The 20227-nt window shown below is 74.6% G+C and carries 20 protein-coding genes; 13 read left to right on the top strand and 7 right to left on the bottom strand.

Features of this window, described 5'->3' with window-relative positions; genetic code table 11:
* Positions 1–182: 182 nt before the first annotated feature.
* The 5 genes from FJR00_RS12420 (at position 183) to FJR00_RS12400 (ending at position 4946) form a co-directional block, all read left to right on the top strand.
* Positions 183–1217 carry a methionine ABC transporter ATP-binding protein gene (locus FJR00_RS12420; RefSeq protein WP_141339023.1) on the top strand — a complete coding sequence of 345 codons (1035 nt, stop codon included), beginning with the start codon at positions 183–185 and terminating at the stop codon, positions 1215–1217.
* Positions 1214–1873: a methionine ABC transporter permease gene (locus FJR00_RS12415; RefSeq protein ID WP_141339022.1), complete on the top strand. Its 660-nt coding sequence runs from the start codon at positions 1214–1216 to the stop codon at positions 1871–1873. The genes FJR00_RS12420 and FJR00_RS12415 overlap by 4 nt, the downstream gene beginning before the upstream one ends.
* A gap of 56 nt (positions 1874–1929) precedes the next feature.
* Positions 1930–2778 (top strand): MetQ/NlpA family ABC transporter substrate-binding protein, encoded by an 849-nt coding sequence (locus FJR00_RS12410; RefSeq protein WP_141339021.1) that lies wholly within the window; start codon positions 1930–1932, stop codon positions 2776–2778.
* 50 nt (positions 2779–2828) lie between these two features.
* A complete protein-coding gene (locus FJR00_RS12405; RefSeq protein WP_141339020.1) occupies positions 2829–3665 on the top strand; it encodes a MetQ/NlpA family ABC transporter substrate-binding protein in 837 nt (278 codons plus the stop codon).
* Between the two features lie 78 nt (positions 3666–3743).
* Complete coding sequence (locus FJR00_RS12400) at positions 3744–4946, top strand: cytochrome P450 (protein ID WP_141339019.1); 1203 nt, start codon at positions 3744–3746, stop codon at positions 4944–4946.
* On the opposite strand, the gene FJR00_RS12395 is transcribed toward FJR00_RS12400, so the two are convergent.
* Genes FJR00_RS12395 through FJR00_RS12380 form a run of 4 tightly spaced genes read right to left on the bottom strand, consistent with a single transcriptional unit; the run spans position 4904 to position 7519 of the window.
* On the bottom strand, positions 4904–5845 hold the full coding sequence (locus FJR00_RS12395; RefSeq protein WP_141339018.1) for an amidohydrolase family protein: 942 nt from the start codon (positions 5843–5845) through the stop codon (positions 4904–4906). The genes FJR00_RS12400 and FJR00_RS12395 overlap by 43 nt on opposite strands.
* Positions 5842–6636 (bottom strand): fructosamine kinase family protein, encoded by a 795-nt coding sequence (locus tag FJR00_RS12390; protein WP_141339017.1) that lies wholly within the window; start codon positions 6634–6636, stop codon positions 5842–5844. The genes FJR00_RS12395 and FJR00_RS12390 overlap by 4 nt, the downstream gene beginning before the upstream one ends.
* Positions 6633–7016 (bottom strand): hypothetical protein, encoded by a 384-nt coding sequence (locus FJR00_RS12385; RefSeq protein WP_141339016.1) that lies wholly within the window; start codon positions 7014–7016, stop codon positions 6633–6635. Before FJR00_RS12385 ends, FJR00_RS12390 begins: the two co-directional genes overlap by 4 nt.
* Entirely contained in the window at positions 7013–7519 is a 507-nt protein-coding gene (locus FJR00_RS12380; RefSeq protein WP_141339015.1) for a low molecular weight protein-tyrosine-phosphatase, read from the bottom strand. The genes FJR00_RS12385 and FJR00_RS12380 overlap by 4 nt, the downstream gene beginning before the upstream one ends.
* A gap of 73 nt (positions 7520–7592) precedes the next feature.
* Here FJR00_RS12380 and FJR00_RS12375 point away from each other — a divergent pair, with 73 nt between their 5' ends.
* Positions 7593–7916 carry a TraR/DksA family transcriptional regulator gene (locus FJR00_RS12375; protein ID WP_141339014.1) on the top strand — a complete coding sequence of 108 codons (324 nt, stop codon included), beginning with the start codon at positions 7593–7595 and terminating at the stop codon, positions 7914–7916.
* 13 nt (positions 7917–7929) lie between these two features.
* On the opposite strand, the gene FJR00_RS12370 is transcribed toward FJR00_RS12375, so the two are convergent.
* The gene (locus FJR00_RS12370; protein WP_238330476.1) at positions 7930–8832 is read right to left on the bottom strand and encodes a LysR family transcriptional regulator; all 903 of its coding nucleotides are present in this window, start codon (positions 8830–8832) and stop codon (positions 7930–7932) included.
* Between the two features lie 78 nt (positions 8833–8910).
* Between FJR00_RS12370 and FJR00_RS12365 the strand changes: the two genes are divergently transcribed.
* The 6 genes from FJR00_RS12365 (at position 8911) to FJR00_RS12340 (ending at position 16914) form a co-directional block, all read left to right on the top strand.
* Positions 8911–9120, top strand: a complete 210-nt coding sequence (locus FJR00_RS12365; RefSeq protein WP_141339013.1) for a hypothetical protein — start codon at positions 8911–8913, stop codon at positions 9118–9120.
* Between the two features lie 73 nt (positions 9121–9193).
* A complete protein-coding gene (locus FJR00_RS12360; protein WP_141339012.1) occupies positions 9194–11089 on the top strand; it encodes a 2-oxoacid:acceptor oxidoreductase subunit alpha in 1896 nt (631 codons plus the stop codon).
* A 29-nt stretch (positions 11090–11118) separates the two neighbouring features.
* Positions 11119–12345, top strand: a complete 1227-nt coding sequence (locus FJR00_RS12355) for a 2-oxoacid:ferredoxin oxidoreductase subunit beta (protein WP_141339061.1) — start codon at positions 11119–11121, stop codon at positions 12343–12345.
* Entirely contained in the window at positions 12342–13271 is a 930-nt protein-coding gene (gene rarD, locus FJR00_RS12350) for an EamA family transporter RarD (RefSeq protein ID WP_141339011.1), read from the top strand. Before FJR00_RS12355 ends, rarD begins: the two co-directional genes overlap by 4 nt.
* Before the next feature lie 79 nt (positions 13272–13350).
* Positions 13351–14010 carry a TetR/AcrR family transcriptional regulator gene (locus FJR00_RS12345; RefSeq protein ID WP_141339010.1) on the top strand — a complete coding sequence of 220 codons (660 nt, stop codon included), beginning with the start codon at positions 13351–13353 and terminating at the stop codon, positions 14008–14010.
* A gap of 18 nt (positions 14011–14028) precedes the next feature.
* The gene (locus FJR00_RS12340) at positions 14029–16914 is read left to right on the top strand and encodes an MMPL family transporter (RefSeq protein ID WP_141339009.1); all 2886 of its coding nucleotides are present in this window, start codon (positions 14029–14031) and stop codon (positions 16912–16914) included.
* On the opposite strand, the gene FJR00_RS15805 is transcribed toward FJR00_RS12340, so the two are convergent.
* A complete protein-coding gene (locus FJR00_RS15805) occupies positions 16884–17810 on the bottom strand; it encodes a hypothetical protein (protein ID WP_181409619.1) in 927 nt (308 codons plus the stop codon). The genes FJR00_RS12340 and FJR00_RS15805 overlap by 31 nt on opposite strands.
* Before the next feature lie 72 nt (positions 17811–17882).
* On the opposite strand from FJR00_RS15805, the gene FJR00_RS16550 reads away from it, so the two are divergent.
* A complete protein-coding gene (locus tag FJR00_RS16550) occupies positions 17883–19442 on the top strand; it encodes a sensor histidine kinase (RefSeq protein WP_141339008.1) in 1560 nt (519 codons plus the stop codon).
* 33 nt (positions 19443–19475) lie between these two features.
* Here FJR00_RS16550 and FJR00_RS15800 read toward each other — a convergent pair.
* Positions 19476–20227 (bottom strand): hypothetical protein (locus FJR00_RS15800; protein ID WP_181409618.1); only part of this gene is annotated, 752 nt, incomplete at its 5' end.

The following is a 20227-nucleotide window of genomic DNA, read 5'->3' as shown; positions in this document are numbered from 1 at the left end:
ACGAATGTGCCGGGCGCCGGGCGGGCAGCAGCCCCCGGCGTCGTGGCGGCGCGCCCGCTGACGCCACCGCCCGAGCGTCCCCTCACCACCCCCTCCCCTTCCTGCCCCCCGCCCGCGCCCTGCGCCCGCCCCGACGCGGCCCGGGAGGGGCCCCACCGACCTGTCCGTCGTGAGGAACCACCGTGATCACCCTGCAGCACGTCTCCAAGACCTTCCCCGCCCGGCGCCGCAGCCCCGCCGTGACCGCGCTCGACGACGTCGGTCTGCGCGTCGAGCGCGGCCAGGTCATGGGGGTGGTCGGACCGTCCGGCTCGGGCAAGTCGACCCTGGCGCGCATCGTCAACCTGCTGGAACGCCCGTCCGCCGGCACGGTGACCGTCGACGGCGTCGAGCTCACCACCCTGGGCGCCGCCGAGCTCGACCGGGCCAGGCGTGGCATCGGCATGATCTTCCAGCAGTTCAACCTGCTCGACTCCCGGACCGTCCTGGCCAACGTCGAGCTGCCGCTGGAGCTGGCCGGCGTCGGCCGCCGCGAGCGCCGCACGCGCGCCGCGGAGCTCCTGGAGCGGGTGGGTCTGGGCGACAAGCTCGACGCCCACCCGGCCCAGCTCTCCGGCGGTCAGCGGCAGCGGGTGGGCATCGCCCGTGCGCTCGCGCCCCGGCCGAAGGTGCTCCTCTGCGACGAGGCGACCTCGGCCCTCGACCCGGTCTCCACCGCCTCGGTCCTGGCGCTGCTGCGCACCCTGACCGAGGAGCTGGACCTGACGACGCTGCTCATCACCCACGAGATGGACGTCGTCAAGCGCGCCTGCGACCACGTCACCCTGCTGGAGTCCGGGCGGGTCGTCGACTCCGGGGCCCTGGGGGACGTCGTCCGGCGACCGGGCTCCCCCCTGGCCACCCGGCTGCTGCCCCCGCCCGCCGCCCCCGGCGGGGAGCAGGTGGTGGAGGTGGTCGTCGGCACCACGGAGCACGACACCGTCCTCACCGACCTCATCCGTCTGCACGACGTGCACGTCGCCGTGCTCGCGGGCTCCGTCGAGACCCTCGGCGACCAGCGCTTCGGCCGACTCCAGCTGCGGGTCGACGGCACCCCCGGGCAGGTCCGGGCCGCCCTCGACCACCTCGCCACCCACCAGCCCGCGGTCGACGACGCCGCCACCGGCGCCCTCGCGGACCGCCCCACCGACCGCACCCTCGAAGGAGCCCTCGCATGATCGACTGGGACCGCATCGCCCCGGCGCTGTGGCAGGCCACCCTGGAGACCACCTACATGGTGGGCGTCTCGATGGTGCTGGCCGTCCTGCTGGGGATTCCCCTCGGCGTCCTGCTGCTGCTCACGGCCCCCGACGGGCTGACCCCCCGCCGGGTGGTCCACCAGGTCCTGGGGGCGTTCGTCAACGTCGGCCGTTCGGTGCCGTTCATCGTCCTGCTCGTCCTCGTGGCACCGGTCACCCGGTTGGTGACCGGCACGACCATCGGGTCCACCGCCACGATCGTGCCGTTGACCATCGCCGCCGTGCCCTTCTTCGCCCGCCTCGTGGAGGCCTCGCTGCGCGAGGTGGCCCCCGGGAAGGTCGAGGCCGCGCGCTCCATGGGCGCCAGCACCGGGCAGATCGTGCGCGTGGTCCTGCTGCCCGAGGCCCGACCGGGTCTGGTCGCGGCCGCGACGGTGACGCTCGTGGCCCTCATCTCCTACTCGGCCATGGCGGGCGCGATCGGCGGCGGGGGGCTGGGCGACTTCGCCATCCGCCACGGCTACCAGCGCTTCGACACCGGCGTCACCGTCGCGGTCGTGGTGGTCCTGCTCGTCATGGTCCAGATGCTCCAGTCCGCCGGCGACCGTCTCGCCCGCCGCCTCGCGCACCGCTGAGCCGGCGCGCACCCCATACCCGTCTCCCCCGCCCCCTCCTCCTCCAAGGACCCGCCATGCCCGTCTCTCGCCTCCGCCGTCCCGCCCTGACCCTTCCGGCCACCGCCCTGACCGCCGCCCTCGCCCTGTCCGCGTGCGGCTCGGCGGGCACCGGTCCCAGCACCGAGGGCGCGGACACCTCCGCCCCGCTGCGCGTGGCCGTCACCCCCGTCCCGCACGCCGACATCCTGGCGTTCGTCGACGAGGAGCTGGCCGACGACGCCGGCATCGACCTCGAGATCGTGGAGTTCACCGACTACGTCCAGCCCAACGTCGCGCTCGACCAGGGCTCGGTGGACGCCAACTACTACCAGCACGGCGTCTTCCTGGCCGACCAGGAGGAGCAGGCCGGCTACGACTTCACCGGGCTGGCGACGATCAGCTTCCAGCCGATGGGCCTCTACTCCGAGACGGTGACCGACCTGGCGGCCCTGCCCGACGGGGCGACCGTCGCGATCCCCAACGACCCGGTCAACGGGTCCCGCGGCCTGAAGCTGCTCGCGCAGGAGGGGCTCATCACCCTGGCCGACCCCGACGCCCCGGTGCCGACCCTGCTCGACGTCACCGACAACGCCAAGGACCTGCAGTTCGAGGAGGTCGAGGCCGCCCAGCTGCCGCGCAGCCTGGGTGACGTCGACGTCGCGGCCGTGCCGGGCAACTACGCCCTCGACGCCGAGCTCTCGCCCCAGGACGACGCCCTGGTCGCCGAGGACACCGGCGACACCACCTACGCCAACCAGCTCGTCGTCCGCGCCGGCGACGAGGAGGACCCGCGGATCGTCACGCTGCTGGAGCTGCTGACCTCCGAGGAGGTCCGCCGGCACATCGACGAGACCTACGACGGGGCCGTCGTCGCGGCCTTCTGACCTGCCGACCACCCGCACCACCCGACCCGACACACCGAAGGACACCATCCATGCGCACCACCCTGTCCCTGACCGCCCTCCTCGCCACCGGCGCGCTCGTGCTGAGCGCCTGCGGAGCCGACGCCGACGACGGGACGACCGCCGCCGGCGGCACCGGGACCGGCCCGCTCACGGTCGGCGTCTCGCCCGTTCCGCACGCGGAGATCCTGCAGTTCGTCGACCAGGAGCTGGCGGCCGAAGCCGGGATCGACCTCGAGCTGGTCGAGTTCACCGACTACGTCCAGCCCAACGTGGCCCTGGCCGACGGCTCCCTGGACGCGAACTACTTCCAGCACGAGCCCTACCTGGCCGAGCAGGAGGCCGCCGCGGGCTACGACTTCGAGGCCGTCACCCCCGTGCACCTCGAGCCGCTCGGCCTCTACTCCGAGACGGTCGGCTCTGTCGAGGAGATCGCCGACGGCGCCCAGGTCGCCATCCCCAACGACCCCACCAACGGTGCGCGCGCCCTCCAGCTGCTCGCCGACCAGGGGCTGATCACCCTGGCCGACACCGGAGAGACCTCCGCCACCGTCCTGGACGTGGAGGAGAACGCCCGCGACCTGGAGTTCGTCGAGATCGAGGCCGCCCAGCTGCCGCGCAGCCTGTCCGACGTCGACGCCGCCGTCATCAACGGCAACTACGCCATCGAGGCCGACCTGTCGCCGGCCGAGGACGCCATCGCGGCGGAGTCGCCGGAGGGCAACCCCTACGCCAACCTGCTCGTGGTCCGCGCGGGCGACGAGACCGACCCCCGGGTCGCCACCCTGGCCGAGCTGCTCGCCTCCGAGGAGGTCGCGCAGTTCATCGAGGAGACCTACTCCGGCACGGTGATCTCCGCCCGCTCCTGAGGGGGTACGACGTGGCCGCGGGGCCGGTGGGACGCACCCACCGGCCCCGCGGCATCCCTGCCCTCCTAGCATCTGGACATGCAGACCGGCAGCCGCTTCCTCGACCTCGCCGACCCCGCCTTCGACGTCACCTCACCGGAGGTGCACGCGGCGCGCGAGGAGGCCTTCTGGGCCCGGACCAGCTACGGCTACGCCGTGCTGCGCCACGCCGAGGTGACCGCACTGCTCAAGGACCGCCGCTTCCGCCAGGGCAACGCTCGGTGGCCGGCGCAGAACGGCATCACCTCCGGGATGTTCAGCGACTGGTGGCAGAAGGTGCTGCTCTCGCTCGAGGGTGAGGACCACCTGCGGCTGCGGCGGCTGCTCAACCCGGCCTTCAAGCAGGGCGCTGTCACGCCGATGGTGCCGGGCTTCACCGAGCTGGCGCACGAGCTGGTCGACGGGTTCGGCGAGCGCGGGTCGGTCGAGCTGATCGGCGAGTTCGCCGAGCCCTACGCCTCCCGGGTGCTGTGCCGGCTCATCGGCCTGCCGGAGGATGAGTGGGCGCAGGTCGCGCGCTGGGCCGACGACCTCGGCAAGAGCTTCGGGGTGCGGGTCAGGGAGGACCTGCCGCGGATCGAGCGGGCGCTGGAGGGGCTGTACGGCTACTGCGACGCGGTCGTCCGGGACCGCGCCGCCGCCCCGCGGGACGACCTCGTCTCCGACCTCGTCCGCGCCCAGCAGGAGGGCCGGCTGTCGGCTGAGGAGCTGTCGGTGGCGCTCGTCTTTCTCGTCTTCGCCGGCATGGAGACCACCCGCAACCAGCTCGGCCTGGCGGTGCAGACCCTGCTGGCCCACCCGGAGCAGTGGCGGCTGCTGGCCGAGCGTCCGGAGCTGGGCCGCAACGCGGTCGAGGAGGTGATGCGCGTCAACCCCACGGTCACCTGGATCACCCGGGAGGCGCTCGAGGACGTCGACCTCGGCGACGGGCTGGTCGTGCGGGCCGGCGACATCGTGCAGGTCCTCTCGCACAGCGCCGGCACGGATCCGCGGGCGCAGCCGGACCCGTCGTTCGACATCACGGTGGAGCACCCGATGCACATGGGGTTCGGCGGTGGGGTGCACCACTGCCTGGGGCACTGGGTGGCGCGCCTGGACATGGCCGTGGCGCTGCCGGTCCTCGCCGCGCGGATGCCGGACGCCCGGCCGGACGGGCCGGGCGAGTGGCTCCCGGTCTCGGGCAACACCGGGGCGGTGCGCTACCCGCTCGTGTTCACCCCCACGCCGGCCGGGGGCAGGTAGTCCGGCACGAGCCGGGCACCGTTGTTCCACAGCACGTCCCGCATCCAGTCCTCCCCCAGGCCCCAGCGGTGCAGGGCCTCGACCTGGTGGGCGTAGGGATAGGGCAGGTTGGGGAAGTCCGAGCCCAGCACGATCCGCGGCCGCAGCTCGGCCAGCCGGCCGAGGAAGCGCGGTGGCACCGGGGCGAGCCGCTCCATGAAGTCCGTGCCGACCATCGTCGTGTCCAGGTGGACGCGCTCGTGGGCCTCGACGAGGTCGGCGAAGGCGTCGTAGTCCGGCATCCCCATGTGCGCGACGACGAGCGTCAGGTCGGGGTGGTCGGCCAGCAGGTGGGCCACCCCCTCCGGCCCGCTGAAGCGCCCGGCCCGGGGTCCGTGCCCGGCGTGGATCACCACCGGCACCGCCGCCCGGGCCAGCACCTCCCACGCCTCGTCCAGCTCCTCGTCGGCAGGATCCAGGTCGCTGACGACGACGTGCACCTTGACCAGCTGCAGACCGCCGGCCACCGCCTCGCGCATCTGCTGCGCCGCACCCGGTTCCGGGTAGAGGGTCGCGCACCGCAGGACCTGGGGGTGGGCGTCGGCGAAGTCGGCGCACCAGGCGTTCAACGAGGCGGCCATCCCCGGACGGTGCGCGTAGGTCAGCGCCGGGACCCGGTGCACCCCGAGGGCGGCCAGGGTGCGCAGCCGGTCCTCCGTGCCGGTGCGGTAGCGGACGGGCCAGGCGACCCCGTAGTGCCGCTCCCCCTCGTCGAAGTAGGCCCAGATGCGCTGCATGAGCCGGTCGGGGTGGAAGTGCACGTGCACGTCCGCCAGGCCGGGCACGTCCAGGGCGCGCAGGTAGGCGGCCACCTCGCCGTCCGTGCGGGGTGCCCGCAGGGAGGTTCCGCCGCCGGTCATCCCGCGGCCCTCCGCAGCGCGTCCCCGGCCTGGACCCCGTAGCCGCCGCCGAACAGCAGCGCGTGCACGAGCAGCGGCACGAGCTGGTGGACCGCGACCCGCTCCCGCCACCCCTCGGCGAGCGGCAGCTCCTCGACGTAGGAGGCGAAGACCCGGCCGCTGAAGCCGCCGAACAGCTGCATCATCGCCAGGTCGGTCTCCCGGTGCCCGTAGTGGGCGCAGGGGTCGATCAGCCAGCTCCGGCCGTCCGGGTCGGTCAACCGGTTGCCCGCCCACAGGTCGCCGTGCACGAGGGTCGGCGGCTCGGGCGGCCCCAGGCGCCCGGCGTCGATCCGCTCGGCGAGGGCGGCCGTGTCCGGGTCGAGGCGCCCCTCGTCGGCCGCCCGGCGCGCGAGCGGCACCACCCGGCGCCCGACCCAGCTCTCCGCCCAGGTGTCCGTGGGGGTGAGGTCCACCGGGCAGGCGCCCAGGTATGCCGTGGGCTCCCCGTCGACCGCGCCGTAGTGCTCCCCGGTGGTGCGGTGCAGCGCCGCCAGCTCCCGGCCGAACTCCTCCTCGGTGGCCGCGGTGCGCGCGTGGCCCTGGGGGACCCACGACAGGGTGATCCGGTCGGCCCGCACGCCCAGCACCTGCGGCACCCTCGCCCCGGCGGCGGCCAGCGCCCGCAGGCCGGCCGCCTCGCGCTCGAAGAACTGCGGGGGCGCCCCGGCCAGCGTCTTGGTGAACACCTCGGTGCCGTCGGGCAGGCGGTCCCGGGCGGGGGTGCCGGTCGGGGACGCGCCGGCGGTCATGCCTCTCCGTCCGCGCCGGCCAGCTCGTCGGCGAGCTGCTCGCACAGGTCGGACCCGCCGGTGGCGTAGGCGAGCCAGTCCTTGCCCTGGTCCTGGCGCCGCCCCACCTCGTCGGTCCACCGGGTCCGGGCCTCGGCGAGGGCGGCGAGCGCCGCGGCGTCCCGCCCCTCCCCGGCCAGCTCCCGCCGCAGTGCGCGGACCAGCCCGCTGGCCGCGGCGTACCTGCCCTCGTGGAGCTTGTAGGAGGGGAAGGAGCGCCCGTCCCGGGCCAGCGAACAGGCGCTCGTCGGTCCGGCGAGCGCGGCCATCGTCATGACGGCCTCGGCCCGCAGCTCGGCGGCCCTGGCCTCGAGCCGGTCGGCCGTCCCGCCGGCGGTCACGACACGGCCCGACGCCGGTCGAGGATCTGCCCGAGCGTCCCGTCGACGATCGCCGTGACGAGGGCCTCGACCGCCTCCTCGATCTGGTCGTACATCCGCCCGTAGGCGGCCTCGGGCAGTCCCCAGGGGTCCGGGACGTCGCGCACGCCCTCCGCGGCGTCCGGGGCGAAGGCCCCGAGCCGGACGACCTTGCGGGCGTCCTCGGGCCGACGGGCCAGGGCCAGCACGTCCTGCTCGTTGGCGGCGTCCATGACCACGACGAGGTCGGCGCCCTCCAGGTCGGCCGGCTCCAGCTGGGCCGCCCGCGTCGGGAAGCGGTAGCCGCGCCGTTCGCCCTCCGCCTGGCTCATCGGGTGCGGCCGTTCCCCCACGTGGTAGTCGGCGGTGCCCGCGGAGGAGACCCGCACGTGGTCCAGCCCGGCCTCCGCCAGCCGTCGCACCAGGACCGCCTCGGCAGCGGGCGAGCGGCAGATGTTGCCCAGGCAGACCGTCATGATGTGCATGGGCGCCAGTCAAGCAGATGCCTCCTGCCCGGCCGTGCCGACCCGGTCGGGGGCCGCGTGCCATGCTGGGGCGATGGACGCGCAGGTCAGGACCGTGCTCGAGGCCAAGGAGGCCGAGATCGTCGAGGAGATGGCCACCCTGAGCCGCCCGACGCAGGAGCAGGGCAGCATCTCCTTCGGCAAGCGCGTGGGCGACGGGACCGCCATGGCGGTCGACCGGCTGACCGCCGTGACCGCCCACGACAACCTGCAGGGGCTGCTCGACGCGGTCCGGCACGCGCTGGCCCGGCTCGACGAGGGCCGCTACGGGGTCTGCGAGGTGTGCGGGGAGCCGATCCCGCAGGGGCGGCTGGAGGCCCGGCCGTGGGCCACCACCTGCGTGGCGCACCCACGCTGACCCCGGCGCCGGCTCAGCGACGGTCCGGAGCGTCCTGCCCGGTGCGCCGGACGGCGTGCTCGAGGAAGAGCCGGGCCGAGGGCAGCATCGGCTGACCCGTGGACCAGGCGATCCCGACGTCGCGGTAGGCCCGGGCGTCGTCGAGGTGGAGCATCGTCAGGCCCTCGTGGGTGGGGGTCCAGGCGTCCGGCACCGGCAGGACGGCCACCCCCAGTCCGGCGGCCACGAAGGCCCGGGTCGTGGGCAGGTCCTGGCAGACCAGGGCCACCTGCGGCTCCACCCCCGCGTCCCGGCACAGCCGCAGGGTGACCTCCCACAGGTGCGAGCGGGGGTGGGTGGCCACGAACGGCTCCCCGGCGGCCTCGGCCAGGTCGAGGTGCCCGCGTCCCGCCCAGCGGTGACCGGGCCCGACGGCGAGCAGGAGCGGCTCCCGCACCAGCACCCGCCAGCGGATCGTGGGGTCCTCCGGGGGACGGGTGGTGAACTCCAGCTCCACGGCCTCGTGGCCGCCGACCGCCGGAACCAGCTCCTCCTGCCGGGACAGCAGCTCCACCCCCACCCGCGGGTGGGCGGCCCGGAAGTCGCTGACCAGGCCCGGGACCAGCCAGGTCCCCAACGACGGCTGGAAGGCCAGGCTGACCGTCCCGGCCTCGGGGTCCAGGAGCTGCTGCACGGCCGCCAGCCCGTCGTCGAGCTCGTGGACGGCCGCGTCGACGTGCCGCCGGAAGGCGAGTCCGGCCCGGGTCGGGCGCAGGGTGCGTCCGGAACGGCGCAGCAACGGGGTGCCCACCTCGCGCTCCAGCCGGTCCAGGGCCCGGGAGATCCCCGACTGAGCCACCCCCTCGACGTCGCCGAGCTCGGTGAGGGTGGTGCCGTCGGCCACCTGCTGGAACCACCGGAGGGTACGCACGTCCATCCTCGTATGCTCTCACCGCAAGGGTGATATGTCACCCGTTCATTGGACGCATAGCGCCTGCTCAGCCACAATGGAGACATGTCAACTACCACGCCTCTCCCCACCCCCGTCCAGTCCGAGCTCGACACCCTCGCCCAGGTGCCCGTCGTGCTCGGCGGTCCGTCCGCCCGTCGCGGCGCCCACCGCCCGCGCCTCAACTTCCTGAGCCGGGCCAACCGGTCCGAGTCCGCCAACGACGCCGTCGTGCCCCCGCGCCGGATCGCGGGGCGCTTCACCCTCCCCCGCTGAGCCCCGTCCCGACCGACCGTGCGGCCGGACGTTTCGGTCGCACGACCCACGGGGGCGTAGGCTGATGGGTGACATGTCTTCGACTCAACTCCACCAGCTCGACCGGGTCGTCATCCGGTTCGCCGGCGACTCCGGCGACGGGATGCAGCTGACCGGCGACCGCTTCACCTCCGACACCGCCTCGCTGGGCAACGACCTGTCCACGCTGCCCAACTTCCCGGCGGAGATCAGGGCGCCCCAGGGCACCCTGCCCGGGGTCTCCAGCTTCCAGCTGCACTTCGCCAACCACGACATCGCCACCCCCGGGGACGCCCCCGACGTGCTGGTCGCGATGAACCCCGCCGCGCTGCGCGCCAACCTCGCCGACCTGCCCCGCGGGGCCACCGTCATCGTCAACAGCGACGAGTTCGGCCGCCGCAACCTGGCCAAGGTCGGCTACGAGGCCAACCCGCTGGAGGACGGGTCGCTGACGGACGCCGGCTACCACGTGCACGCGCTGCCGCTGACGTCGATGGCCGTCGAGGCGCTCGCGGACTTCGACCTGACCCGCAAGGAGAAGGAGCGGGCCAAGAACATGCTGGCCCTGGGCCTGCTCTCCTGGCTCTACTCCCGGGACACCGGTGGCACCGAGGCGTTCCTGCGCGCCAAGTTCGCCCAGGCCCCCGACGTCCTGGAGGCCAACCTGGTGGCCCTGCGGGCGGGGCACGCCTACGGCGAGACGACCGAGGACTTCGCCGTCCGATACGAGGTCGCGCCCGCCCCGATGGCACCGGGCACCTACCGCACCATCACCGGCAACCAGGCCATGGCGCTGGGCCTGGTGGCCGCCGCGCAGCGGGCCGGGCTGCGGCTGGTGCTGGGCTCCTACCCGATCACCCCCGCCTCGGACGTGCTCCACCAGCTGTCCGCGCTCAAGCACCTGGGGGTGACCACGCTGCAGGCCGAGGACGAGATCGCTGCCGTCGGGATGGCGCTGGGCGCCTCCTTCGGCGGCGCCCTGGGGGTGACGACGACCTCCGGCCCCGGCCTGGCGCTGAAGAGCGAGACGATCGGGCTGGCGGTCTCCACCGAGCTGCCCCTCGTCGTCGTCGACATCCAGCGCGGCGGCCCCTCGACCGGGCTGCCGACCAAGACCGAGCAGGCCGACCTGCTGCAGGCGATGTACGGCCGCAACGGCGAGTCGCCCGTGGCGGTCGTCGCGGCCGGCTCCCCCAGCGACTGCTTCGACGCGGCGCTGGAGTCCGTGCGCATCGCCACCACCTACCGCACCCCGGTGATCCTGCTCTCCGACGGCTACCTGGGCAACGGCTCGGAGCCGTGGTCCGTGCCGGACGTGGCCTCGCTGCCCGACCTGACCGTCGAGAAGGCGAGCGCCCCCAACGCCGTGGACGACGCCGGCGAGCCGGTCTTCCACCCCTTCCTGCGCGACGAGCAGACCCTGGCGCGACCGTGGGCCGTCCCGGGCACGCCCGGCCTGGAGCACCGGATCGGCGGCATCGAGAAGGCCGACGTCACCGGGCACATCTCCTACGACCCCGCCAACCACGACCGGATGGTCCGTCTCCGGCAGGCCAAGATCGACCGGATCGCCGACACGATCCCGCCGCTGGCGGTCGACGACCCCGACGGCCGCGCCCGGCTGCTCGTCCTGGGGTGGGGCTCCACCTACGGCCCGGTCGCCGCGGCCACCCGCCTGGCCCGCAGCGCCGGCGCGTCGGTGGCGCGCGCCCACCTGCGCCACCTGAACCCCTTCCCCGCCGACCTGGGCGAGGTGCTGCGCCGCTACGACCGGGTGCTCCTGCCGGAGATGAACCTGGGCCAGCTGGCCCTGCTGCTGCGCGGACGCTACCTGGTGGACGTGCGCTCGCACACCGCCGTGCGGGGGCTGCCGTTCACCGCCGCCGAGCTCGCCGAGGTGATCCACGCGCACCTGCTGGAGCTCGCCGAGGCACCCGAGGAGGCACGTTGACGATGAGCAGGCACATCACCGAGATCGGGATGCCCTCGCCGGGCGGCTCCGCCGCACCCGCGGTCGCACCCCATACCCCCCGGTCCGGCACCGCCGGCGTCCCCGTCCTCCAGGACGGGACGGCGCAGACCAAGAAGGACTTCACCTCCGACCAGGAGGTGCGCTGGTGCCCGGGCTGCGGCGACTACGCGGTGCTCGCGGCGGTGCAGGGGTTCCTGCCCGACCTGGGGCTGCGCCGGGAGAACATCGTCTTCGTGTCCGGGATCGGCTGCTCCAGCCGCTTCCCCTACTACCTGGACACCTACGGCATGCACTCCATCCACGGCCGCGCACCGGCCATCGCCACCGGCCTGGCGACGGCCCGCGAGGACCTGTCCGTGTGGGTCGTCACCGGTGACGGCGACGCCCTGTCCATCGGCGGCAACCACCTCATCCACGCGATGCGGCGCAACGTCAACCTGACGATCCTGCTGTTCAACAACAAGATCTACGGCCTGACCAAGGGGCAGTACTCCCCCACCTCCGAGGTCGGGGCGGTGACGAAGTCGACCCCGTCCGGGTCGGTGGACCACCCGTTCAACCCGGTGTCCCTGGCCCTGGGGGCCGAGGCGACGTTCGTCGCGCGCACCATGGACTCCGACCGCAAGCACCTCACCGAGGTGCTGCGCCAGGCCGCCGAGCACCGCGGCACCGCGCTGGTGGAGATCTACCAGAACTGCCCGATCTTCAACGACGGCGCCTTCCAGCTGCTCAAGGACCGCGACGAGGCCACCGCCCGCCTGGCCCACCTGCGCGCCGGCGAGCCGGTGCGGATCGGCTCCGGCGAGGACGTGCGTGTCGTCGTCCGGGACGACGCCGGACGACTGGCCGTCGTGGCCGAGGCCGACGCCGACCCGGCCCGGGTCGTGGTCCACGACCCCGCCGACCCGGACCCCTCGACGGCCTTCGCCCTCTCCCGCCTCGACGACGCGAGCATGCAGCACGTGCCGATGGGGGTCTTCCGCTCGGTGCGGCGCCCGACCTACGACGACTCCGTGCGCGCCCAGGTGGCCACGGCCGTGGCCGAGGCCCCGCCGGCCGGGTCGCCCGACGAGACGCTGGCCGCGCTCCTGCGCGGGCGGGACACCTGGACCGTCGACGGCACCCGCGCCGGCCAGGTCGAGCAGACCCTGGCGGGCGAGACGTCCGAGGGACCCACTCCTGCGGCCGGGGACGCCCTGGTCGAGGAGGGCGAGGAAGCGTTGGACGAGGAGTGACCGAGGCGCGCCGTCGGCAGGAGGGCACGCTCGCCGGGTTCCTGACCTACCTGCTCTGGGGCGCCTTCCCCCTCTACTTCGCCACCCTGCGCCCGGCAGGGCCGTGGGAGATCCTGGCCCACCGGATCGTCTGGACCCTGCTGCTGTGCGCGATCGTCCTCGTGCTCACGCGGGACCTGCGCTGGCTGCTCGAGCTGGCCCGCCGCCCGCGTCGGGCCGGCGGGGTCGCCCTGGCCGGCCTGTTCATCGCCCTCAACTGGGGCGTGTACACGTACGCCGTGCTCAGCGGGCACGTCACCGAGGCCGCCCTGGGCTACTTCCTCAACCCCCTGGTCACCGTGGCCCTGGGCGTGGTGGTCCTGCGCGAGACGCTGCGTCGCGCCCAGTGGGTCGCCGTGGCGGTCGGAGGGGTCGCCGCGGTCTACCTGACGATCGACTACGGTCGGCCGCCGTGGATCTCCCTGGTGCTGGCGGTCAGCTTCGCCTCCTACAGCCTGCTGAAGAACCGCCTCGGCATCTCGCTGTCCCCGATCCGCTCGCTCGCCGGGGAGACGCTGGCGATCCTGCCGGTGGCCGTGGTCGTGCTCGTCTGGCTCTCGGCCCGTGGGGAGACCACCTTCCTGGCGCACGGCGGGGTGCACACCGCGCTCCTGGTCTCCACGGGCCTGGCGACCGCGGTGCCGCTGCTCCTCTTCGCCGCGGCGGCCAGCCGGGTGCCGCTGTCCACCATCGGCCTGCTGCAGTTCCTCACCCCCGTTCTGCAGCTGATGACCGGCGTGCTGCTGCTCGGCGAGACCGTGCCCGCCTCCCGCTGGGTGGGCTTCGCGATGGTCTGGGTGGCCCTGGCCGTGCTCACCTGGGACATGGTGACGCACGTGCGACGCTCCCGTCGCGCCCGTCGCGACCTCGTCGAGCCCGCCCCCTGAGGACCGGGTATGGCGCGCCTCATACCGGGTGCACGGCGAGCAATTTTGCACACCGTGCACGAACTTCTATCCTGAACGGGTGACCGACCCGACCGCTCCGCCCCGGGGCACGGTCGACCCGCCCACGGGACGGCGCGAGCTGAACAAGGTCCGCACCCGCGAGGCCGTGGCCGGCTCCCTCCAGGCGCTCCTGCGCCGCCACCCGGTGGCGGAGATCACCGTCGACCAGGTGGCCGAGGGTGCGGGGATCTCCCGCCGCACCTTCTTCAACTACTACGCCGGGCTCCCTGCCGTCCTGGTCGAGGTCTTCTCCGGGCACGCCGAGCAGATGGTGGCCCGGGTCGACGCCGCGCTGCTGGCGCGGGACCCGCTGCAGGCCCTGCGCCGCCTGGTCGCCGCAGGAGGTGTCGACCCCGACTTCCTGGGCTGGATGGTCGCGCTCAACGCGCACGGACCCGCCGGGGGCGACCCCACCCTCGAACGGGCCGTCTGGACCGAGCTCGGCGCCTGGTTCGAGACCCGCCTCCGGGACCTGTTCCCGGAGGGCACCGACCCCCTCTACCTCACCACGCTGGCCGCCAGCGTCATGCACGCCTTCGCCGCGGCGGAGCAGGAGTGGCTCGCGGGGCCGACCCGTCCCGCGAGCCTGACCCCCCAGGACCTGTCCGCCTTCGGCGAGCATCTCGACCGCGCCCTGGGCCACCTGGCCCGCGGGTGGCGGCCAACCTCTCGCAGCTGACCCGAAAGGACCACGACCGTGGCCGTCCTCCTCAACCGTCTTGGCCGCTGGTGCGCACGTCACCGGTGGGGCGTCGTCGCCGCCTGGGTCGCCATCCTGGCGATCGTCGCCACCGGAGCCCTGGCGCTGATGAAGCCCCTGACCAACGACATCTCCATCCCGGGCAGCCGGTTCGAGACCGTGCTCGACACGCTGCGCGAGGAGATCCCCGAGGCCTCCGGCACGACCGGCACCGTCGTCTTCACCACCGACGAGCCGTTCACCGACGAGCAGCGCGCGTCCGTCGCCGACGTGGTCGAGCAGTGGAACGCCATGCCCGACGTCGAGGCGGTCGACCCCTTCGAGAGCCAGGCCCAGCTGGACGCCACGGCCGAGGACCTGGCCGAGGGTCGCACCCAGCTCGAGGAGGGTCGCGCCGAGCTCGAGCAGGGCGAGGCCGACCTCGCGGACGCCCGCGAGCAGGTCGAGACCGGTCGCGAGGAGCTGGAGACCGGCACGGCCCAGCTCGAGGACAGCCGCACCGAGCTAGAGGCCGGCCGGGCGGAGCTGGAGTCCGGGCAGGCCGAGCTCGACGCCCAGGCCCAGCAGCTGGACGCTGCCCAGGCCGAGCTCGACGCCCGCAGCGCCGAGCTGGAGGCCGGCGTGGCCGCCGGGGTCGTCCCCCCGGCGCAGGCGGAGGCCGCGCGCGCCGAGATCGCCGCCGGCCAGGCACAGATCGACGACGGCCGCCAGCAGCTGGTCGCGGGTCAGCAGCAGCTCGACGCCGGGCTGGCCGAGCTGGAGGCAGGGGAGGCCCAGCTGGCCGCCGGCGAGGCCGAGCTGGAGGCCGCTCGGGAGCAGCTGGCCGAGGCCGAGCAGCAGATCGTCGACGGCGAGGCGGAGCTCGAGGAGGGCCGGGCCGAGCTGGCCGACGCCCAGGCCCAGCTCGAGGCCGGCGAGCGCATGGCCGCCCTCACGGACGGGCTGCGCGTCGTCAACGAGGAGGGCACCGTGGCGATGACCCAGGTGTCCGTGACCGGCAGCAACGCCCAGGCCATCACCCCCGAGGTCGCCGACGAGATCCAGCGCATCGGCGACGCGATCGAGGACGGCAGCGGGGTGGAGGTGGACTTCTCCGCCGAGTTCGCGCTGGACCTCAACAGCATCTTCGGGCCAGGCGAGGTCGTCGGCCTGGCCGTCGCCGGCCTGGTGCTCATCGTCATGCTCGGCAGCCTGGTCGCGGCCGGCCTGCCCATCCTCATGGCGCTCGTGGGCGTGGGTGTCGGTGTCGCCGGGTCGCTGGCCCTCTCCCCCGTCATCGAGATGCAGTCGATCACCCCGGTCCTGGCGCTCATGCTGGGTCTGGCCGTCGGCATCGACTACTCCCTCTTCCTCATCAACCGGCACCGCCAGCAGCTGCGGCACGGCATGCCGGTCCAGGAGTCCATCGCCCTGGCGGTGGGCACCTCCGGCAACGCAGTGACCTTCGCCGGCCTGACGGTCATCATCGCGCTGTCGGCCCTGGTGCTGACCGGTATGCCGTTCCTGGGCACCATGGGGCTGGTCGCCGCCGCGACGGTGGCCCTGGCCGTCCTGGTCGCCATCACCCTGACCCCGGCGCTGCTGTCCGTCATGGGCCTGCGGGTGCTGCCGAGGAAGGAGCGCGCCGCGATCGCCGCCGGCGACCACCACCTCGCCGACGCCGACGACGCCCGGGAGGCCGACACCACCCGCGGCTGGGCCGCGGTCGTCCAGCGCCGACCCTGGCTGGCCATCCTGGGCGTCGTCGCGATCGTGGCGGCCCTGGGCTACCCCACCGGCCAGCTGCGGCTCGGCCTGCCGGACAGCAGCTCCGAGCCGCTGGGCTCCACCGCCTACACCACCTACGACACCGTCCGCAGCGAGTTCGGCGCCGGCGCGACCGGCCCCATCCTGGCCGTCGCCGAGCTGGACGACCCCGTCGCGGACGGCGAGGTCGCGCTGATGAACGCCCAGGCCGACATCGCCGAGGACCTGGCCGCCGTCGAGGGTGTCGAGCGGGTGCTGCCCGCGGGCGTCAACGAGGACCGCGACGTCCTGGCCTTCCAGCTGCAGCCGGCCGGCGGACCCACCGAGGAGTCCACGGTGGCCCTGGTCGACCGGCTCGACGCCGACCTGGCCGCCCTCGGCCAGGAGCACGGCGCCAGCATGGACATCACCGGCCAGACGGTGGCGAACATCGACATCTCGGAGCAGCTCGCCGATGCCCTGCCGGTGTACCTGCTCGTCGTCGTGGGGCTGTCCCTGCTGCTCATGATGCTGGTGTTCCGGTCCATCTGGGTGCCCCTGCTGGCCACCGCCGGCTTCCTGCTGTCGATCGTGGCCGCCTTCGGCGCGGTCGTGGCGGTCTACCAGCTGGGCCACCTGGGCGCAGTCTTCGGGGTCCACGAGCCGGGGCCGGTGCTGTCCTTCCTGCCGATCCTGCTCATCGGCATCCTCTTCGGGCTCGCGATGGACTACCAGGTCTTCCTGGTCTCGGCCATGCGCGAGGAACACGTGCACGGGCGGGACGCGCGGACGGCCGTCGTGACCGGGTTCAACCACAGCGCCCGGGTCGTCACGGCGGCGGCGATCATCATGATCTCGGTCTTCGCCGGCTTCGTGTGGGCGCACCTGACGATGGTCCGGCCGATCGGGCTGGGCCTGGCGCTCGGCGTGCTCGTCGACGCCTTCCTGGTGCGGATGACGCTCACCCCGGCGGTGCTCTCGCTGCTCGGTGAGCGTGCCTGGTGGTTCCCGCGGTGGCTGGACCGGATCCTGCCGGACGTCGACGTGGAGGGCGCCCAGCTGGAGCGGTCGCTGGGGACGTCGGCCGGGGGGTCGGTGGCGCCGACCCAGGAGCCGGGGGCCCCGGGTCAGGAGCCGGTGAGCTCGCCCAGCCGCTGACCCGCGGCCCGGGACAGCGCCCGGGCGCCGGCCCGCGCCGCCCCGTCGCCCTCGGTGACCTGGACGGCCAGCCGGCGCCCGTCCGCGCGCCAGACGACCAGGCCGGGGCCGCCGTCGACGACGTAGGAGGTGCGGTCGGGCAGCGGCCGCAGCCCGATCCCGCCCCAGGCCATGGGGTCCAGGTCCTGCACCTCGACGCCCAGGACGTCCTCGGCGGGCACCCGGAGGAGCCGCACCGGGAGCACGCGCGAGCCGATCAGCAGACCGTCGGCGTCGACGACCACGCGCACGCGCGACCAGGCCAGCGCCAGGCCCCCTGCCACGAGACCGAACACCAGCACCCCCAGCGCCAGCACCACGCCCTCCCCCATGAGCAGGACCACGGCCGCGGTCACGACGAAGACCCCCAGCAGCCCCAGGCCCTGCGCACGCAGCGTCCCGGACGAGACGTCGGTGGCCCACTCCTCCACCGGCGCCACCGCCCGCCCCCGCACGGCCTGCACCCGGGCCCGCTCCGGCACGCGTTCCAGCAGCTGGGCCCGGGGCCGGGACCGCCGGCCGTGCAGCCGGTGGCCCGCCCAGCCGGCCAGGAGGGCGACCACCCCCACGGCGGTCCACCGCAGCCCCGGCGCGGCGGCGCCGACCAGCGCGACGGCATACCCGCCCCAGCCCACGGCGGCGGACGCGGCCAGCCCCCACCGGCCCCACGCCGCGGGGACCACCCGGCTCAGCAGCGCCACCCCGGCGGCCGCCAGGGCCGCCAGCACCGTCGCGGTCAGCGCGGTCTGCAGGAGGGGACCGTCGACCCCGGACCCGGGACGCGCGGCGCGGGGCAGGGTCAGCAGGAGCAGGGCCAGCGGCAGCATGGCCCACAGGCCGGCCAGGACGCGGCGCACGCGGGTTCCTCTCGGGAGCGGTCAGGACCGCTCCAGGGTATGCCGGGCCTCCTGCACTAGGTTGGGGGCGTCATGACGACCCCCGCCAGCTCCCAGCCCGAGGACACCCTCGGCCACGTCGTCCACACCGCCCAGCAGATCGCGGCCACCGACGTCGAGGACGTGCGGCACGCGATGCGCACCGCCCTGGCGGGTGCCCGGCACCTGACCGGGGCGCGGGCGGCCGTGCTGACCGTCGAGGACGAGGAGCACCCCGGCTGGGTCGCCCACGTCCTGACCGACGGGGTGGCCCCGGACGACCCGGTCGTGGAGGCCCTCACCTCCTCCACGGTGCACGACGGCCCGGAGGCGGTGCTGGGCACGCCCGTCGTCGTCGGGGGCCAACGGTTCGGGACCCTGCACGTCGTGGGGGCGACCCGCCCCGACGACGCGGCCGTGCCCAGCTGCCTGCGGCTGGTGGCCACCGTCCTGGGGCTGCGGCTGGGCAAGGAGCGCCAGCGCCGGGTCGCCGGGCTGTACGAGGGCGTGGCCGCCTCCCTGTGGGCCATCGACCGCACCATCGTGGAGTCGGTGGACCTCGAGGTCGCCCTGCCGCTGCTGACCGACCGTGCCCGCGAGCTCACCGGGGCCCGCGCCGTGGCCCTGGTCGGCACCCGGCCCGACGGCGAGCTGCGGGTGCTGGCGGCCTCCGGTCCGGAGGCGGGGGCCGCGCTGGCCGAGCTGGGGCCCGACCTGCGCGAGGTCATGGCCGACGGGTCGCCGCACCACTGGACGACCACGCGCGACCCGGTGTCGATGGCGGCCACCGCCACGCCGCGGACGGGGGACGCGGCCGCCGACCCCGAGGCGCGCAGCAGCACCAGCCTGGTGCCGCTGGACACCCGGGCGGGACTGCCGACGGTCCTCGTGGTCCACCGGTGGTCGCCGTCGCCCGGCGTCTCCGCCCGGCAGGTGCGGGACGTCATCAGCGCCCTGGCCCTGCACGCCACGCTGGTCCTGGACCGGGAGCACGGGGAGCGCGACCACGACCTGGTCACCCTCCTGCAGGACCGCGACCGGATCGCCCGCGACCTGCACGACCTGGTCATCCAGCGTCTCTTCGCGGTGGGCCTGACCCTGCAGGGCGCGGCGCGGCACAGCGAGGACGGCGAGCTCGTCGAACGGCTCGGCGGGGCCGTCGCCGAGCTGGACCAGACGATCCGCGACATCCGGGCCACGATCTTCGAGCTGCGCCACCACCCGGGGGCGGGCAGCTTCCGGGCGGACCTGCGTCAGCTGGTGGAGTCCTACGCCTCCACGCTGGGCTTCGCACCGGTGGTCCACCTGCGGGGACCGCTGGACTCGGTGGCCGACGAGGAGGTGCACACCCAGGTGCTGATGGTCGTGCGGGAGGCGCTGTCCAACGTGGCCCGGCACGCCCGGGCCACCTCGGTGGTGGTCACCGCGGAGGTGGTCGACGACCCGTCGGCCCTGCGCCTGGTCGTGCGGGACGACGGCGTCGGCATCGGGCCGGAGGTGGCCGAGTCCGGGCTGGGCAACGTGCGCGCCCGGGCCACGGACCGCGGGGGCACCGTGGAGCTGCGTCGGGTCCGCCCCCACGGCACCGAGCTCATCTGGTCGGTGCCGCTGTAGGACCGCCGCCGGGGAGGACCGGAGGATGCTGCCTCAGAGGACCATGACGGGGCAGGTCGCGTCCTCGACCACGGCGCACGCACGCGGACCGCGGGGAAGGACCAGGATCTCGGCCCGCCCGGCCAGGTCCAGAAGGGTGGAGACGGGGTGGCGGTCGGTCACGAGCGGGCGCAGCTCCACGGTCGGGTAGGCCGTGCGCCAGCGCCCCAGCAGGCCGTCCAGCTGCTCGGCGGCGCGGTCGGCGTAGTCGTCCCACACCTGCGCGATGGACCGGCCCTCGGCCGCGACCGTGGACGGCACGCGCCAGTGCAGGACGGCCAGGAGGGGACGCCCGGTGCGGTGCGCCCGGGACAGCGCCACCCCGAGCACCTCCTCGGGCTGCGTGGCACGGTGCGCGGTCAGCGGCTCCGCCGGGCGTCCGGCGGCCCAGCCCGCGTCGGACGAGACGTCGACCACCACCGGGGAGTCGGCGGACGGGGGCGCCCAGGCGTCCGGCCCCTGACCCGCCGGGACGACGACCGTCACGGGGCCGTCGTCGTGGACGAGCCGGCGGGCGGTGGACCCCAGGCTCAGCCCGGCGAACCCGCCGGCGCCGCGCCGACCGACGACCAGCAGGCCCGGACCGACGTCGGCGGGTGCTCCACCCTGCTCCTGCCGTTCCCCCCCGGCCCGGCGGCTGCGCTCGAGCGCGGCCCGCAGCGCCGGGGCGGCGGCCCCCTCCCCCCCGTGGGTGGCCGGGACCGGTCGCCCCCCGGACGCGGACGCCTCCGCGGTCGCCCAGGCGA

The organism is Ornithinimicrobium kibberense, from assembly GCF_006519705.1.
GTDB lineage: Bacteria > Actinomycetota > Actinomycetes > Actinomycetales > Dermatophilaceae > Ornithinicoccus > Ornithinicoccus kibberensis.
This window is presented reverse-complemented; position numbering and strand designations above follow the sequence as displayed.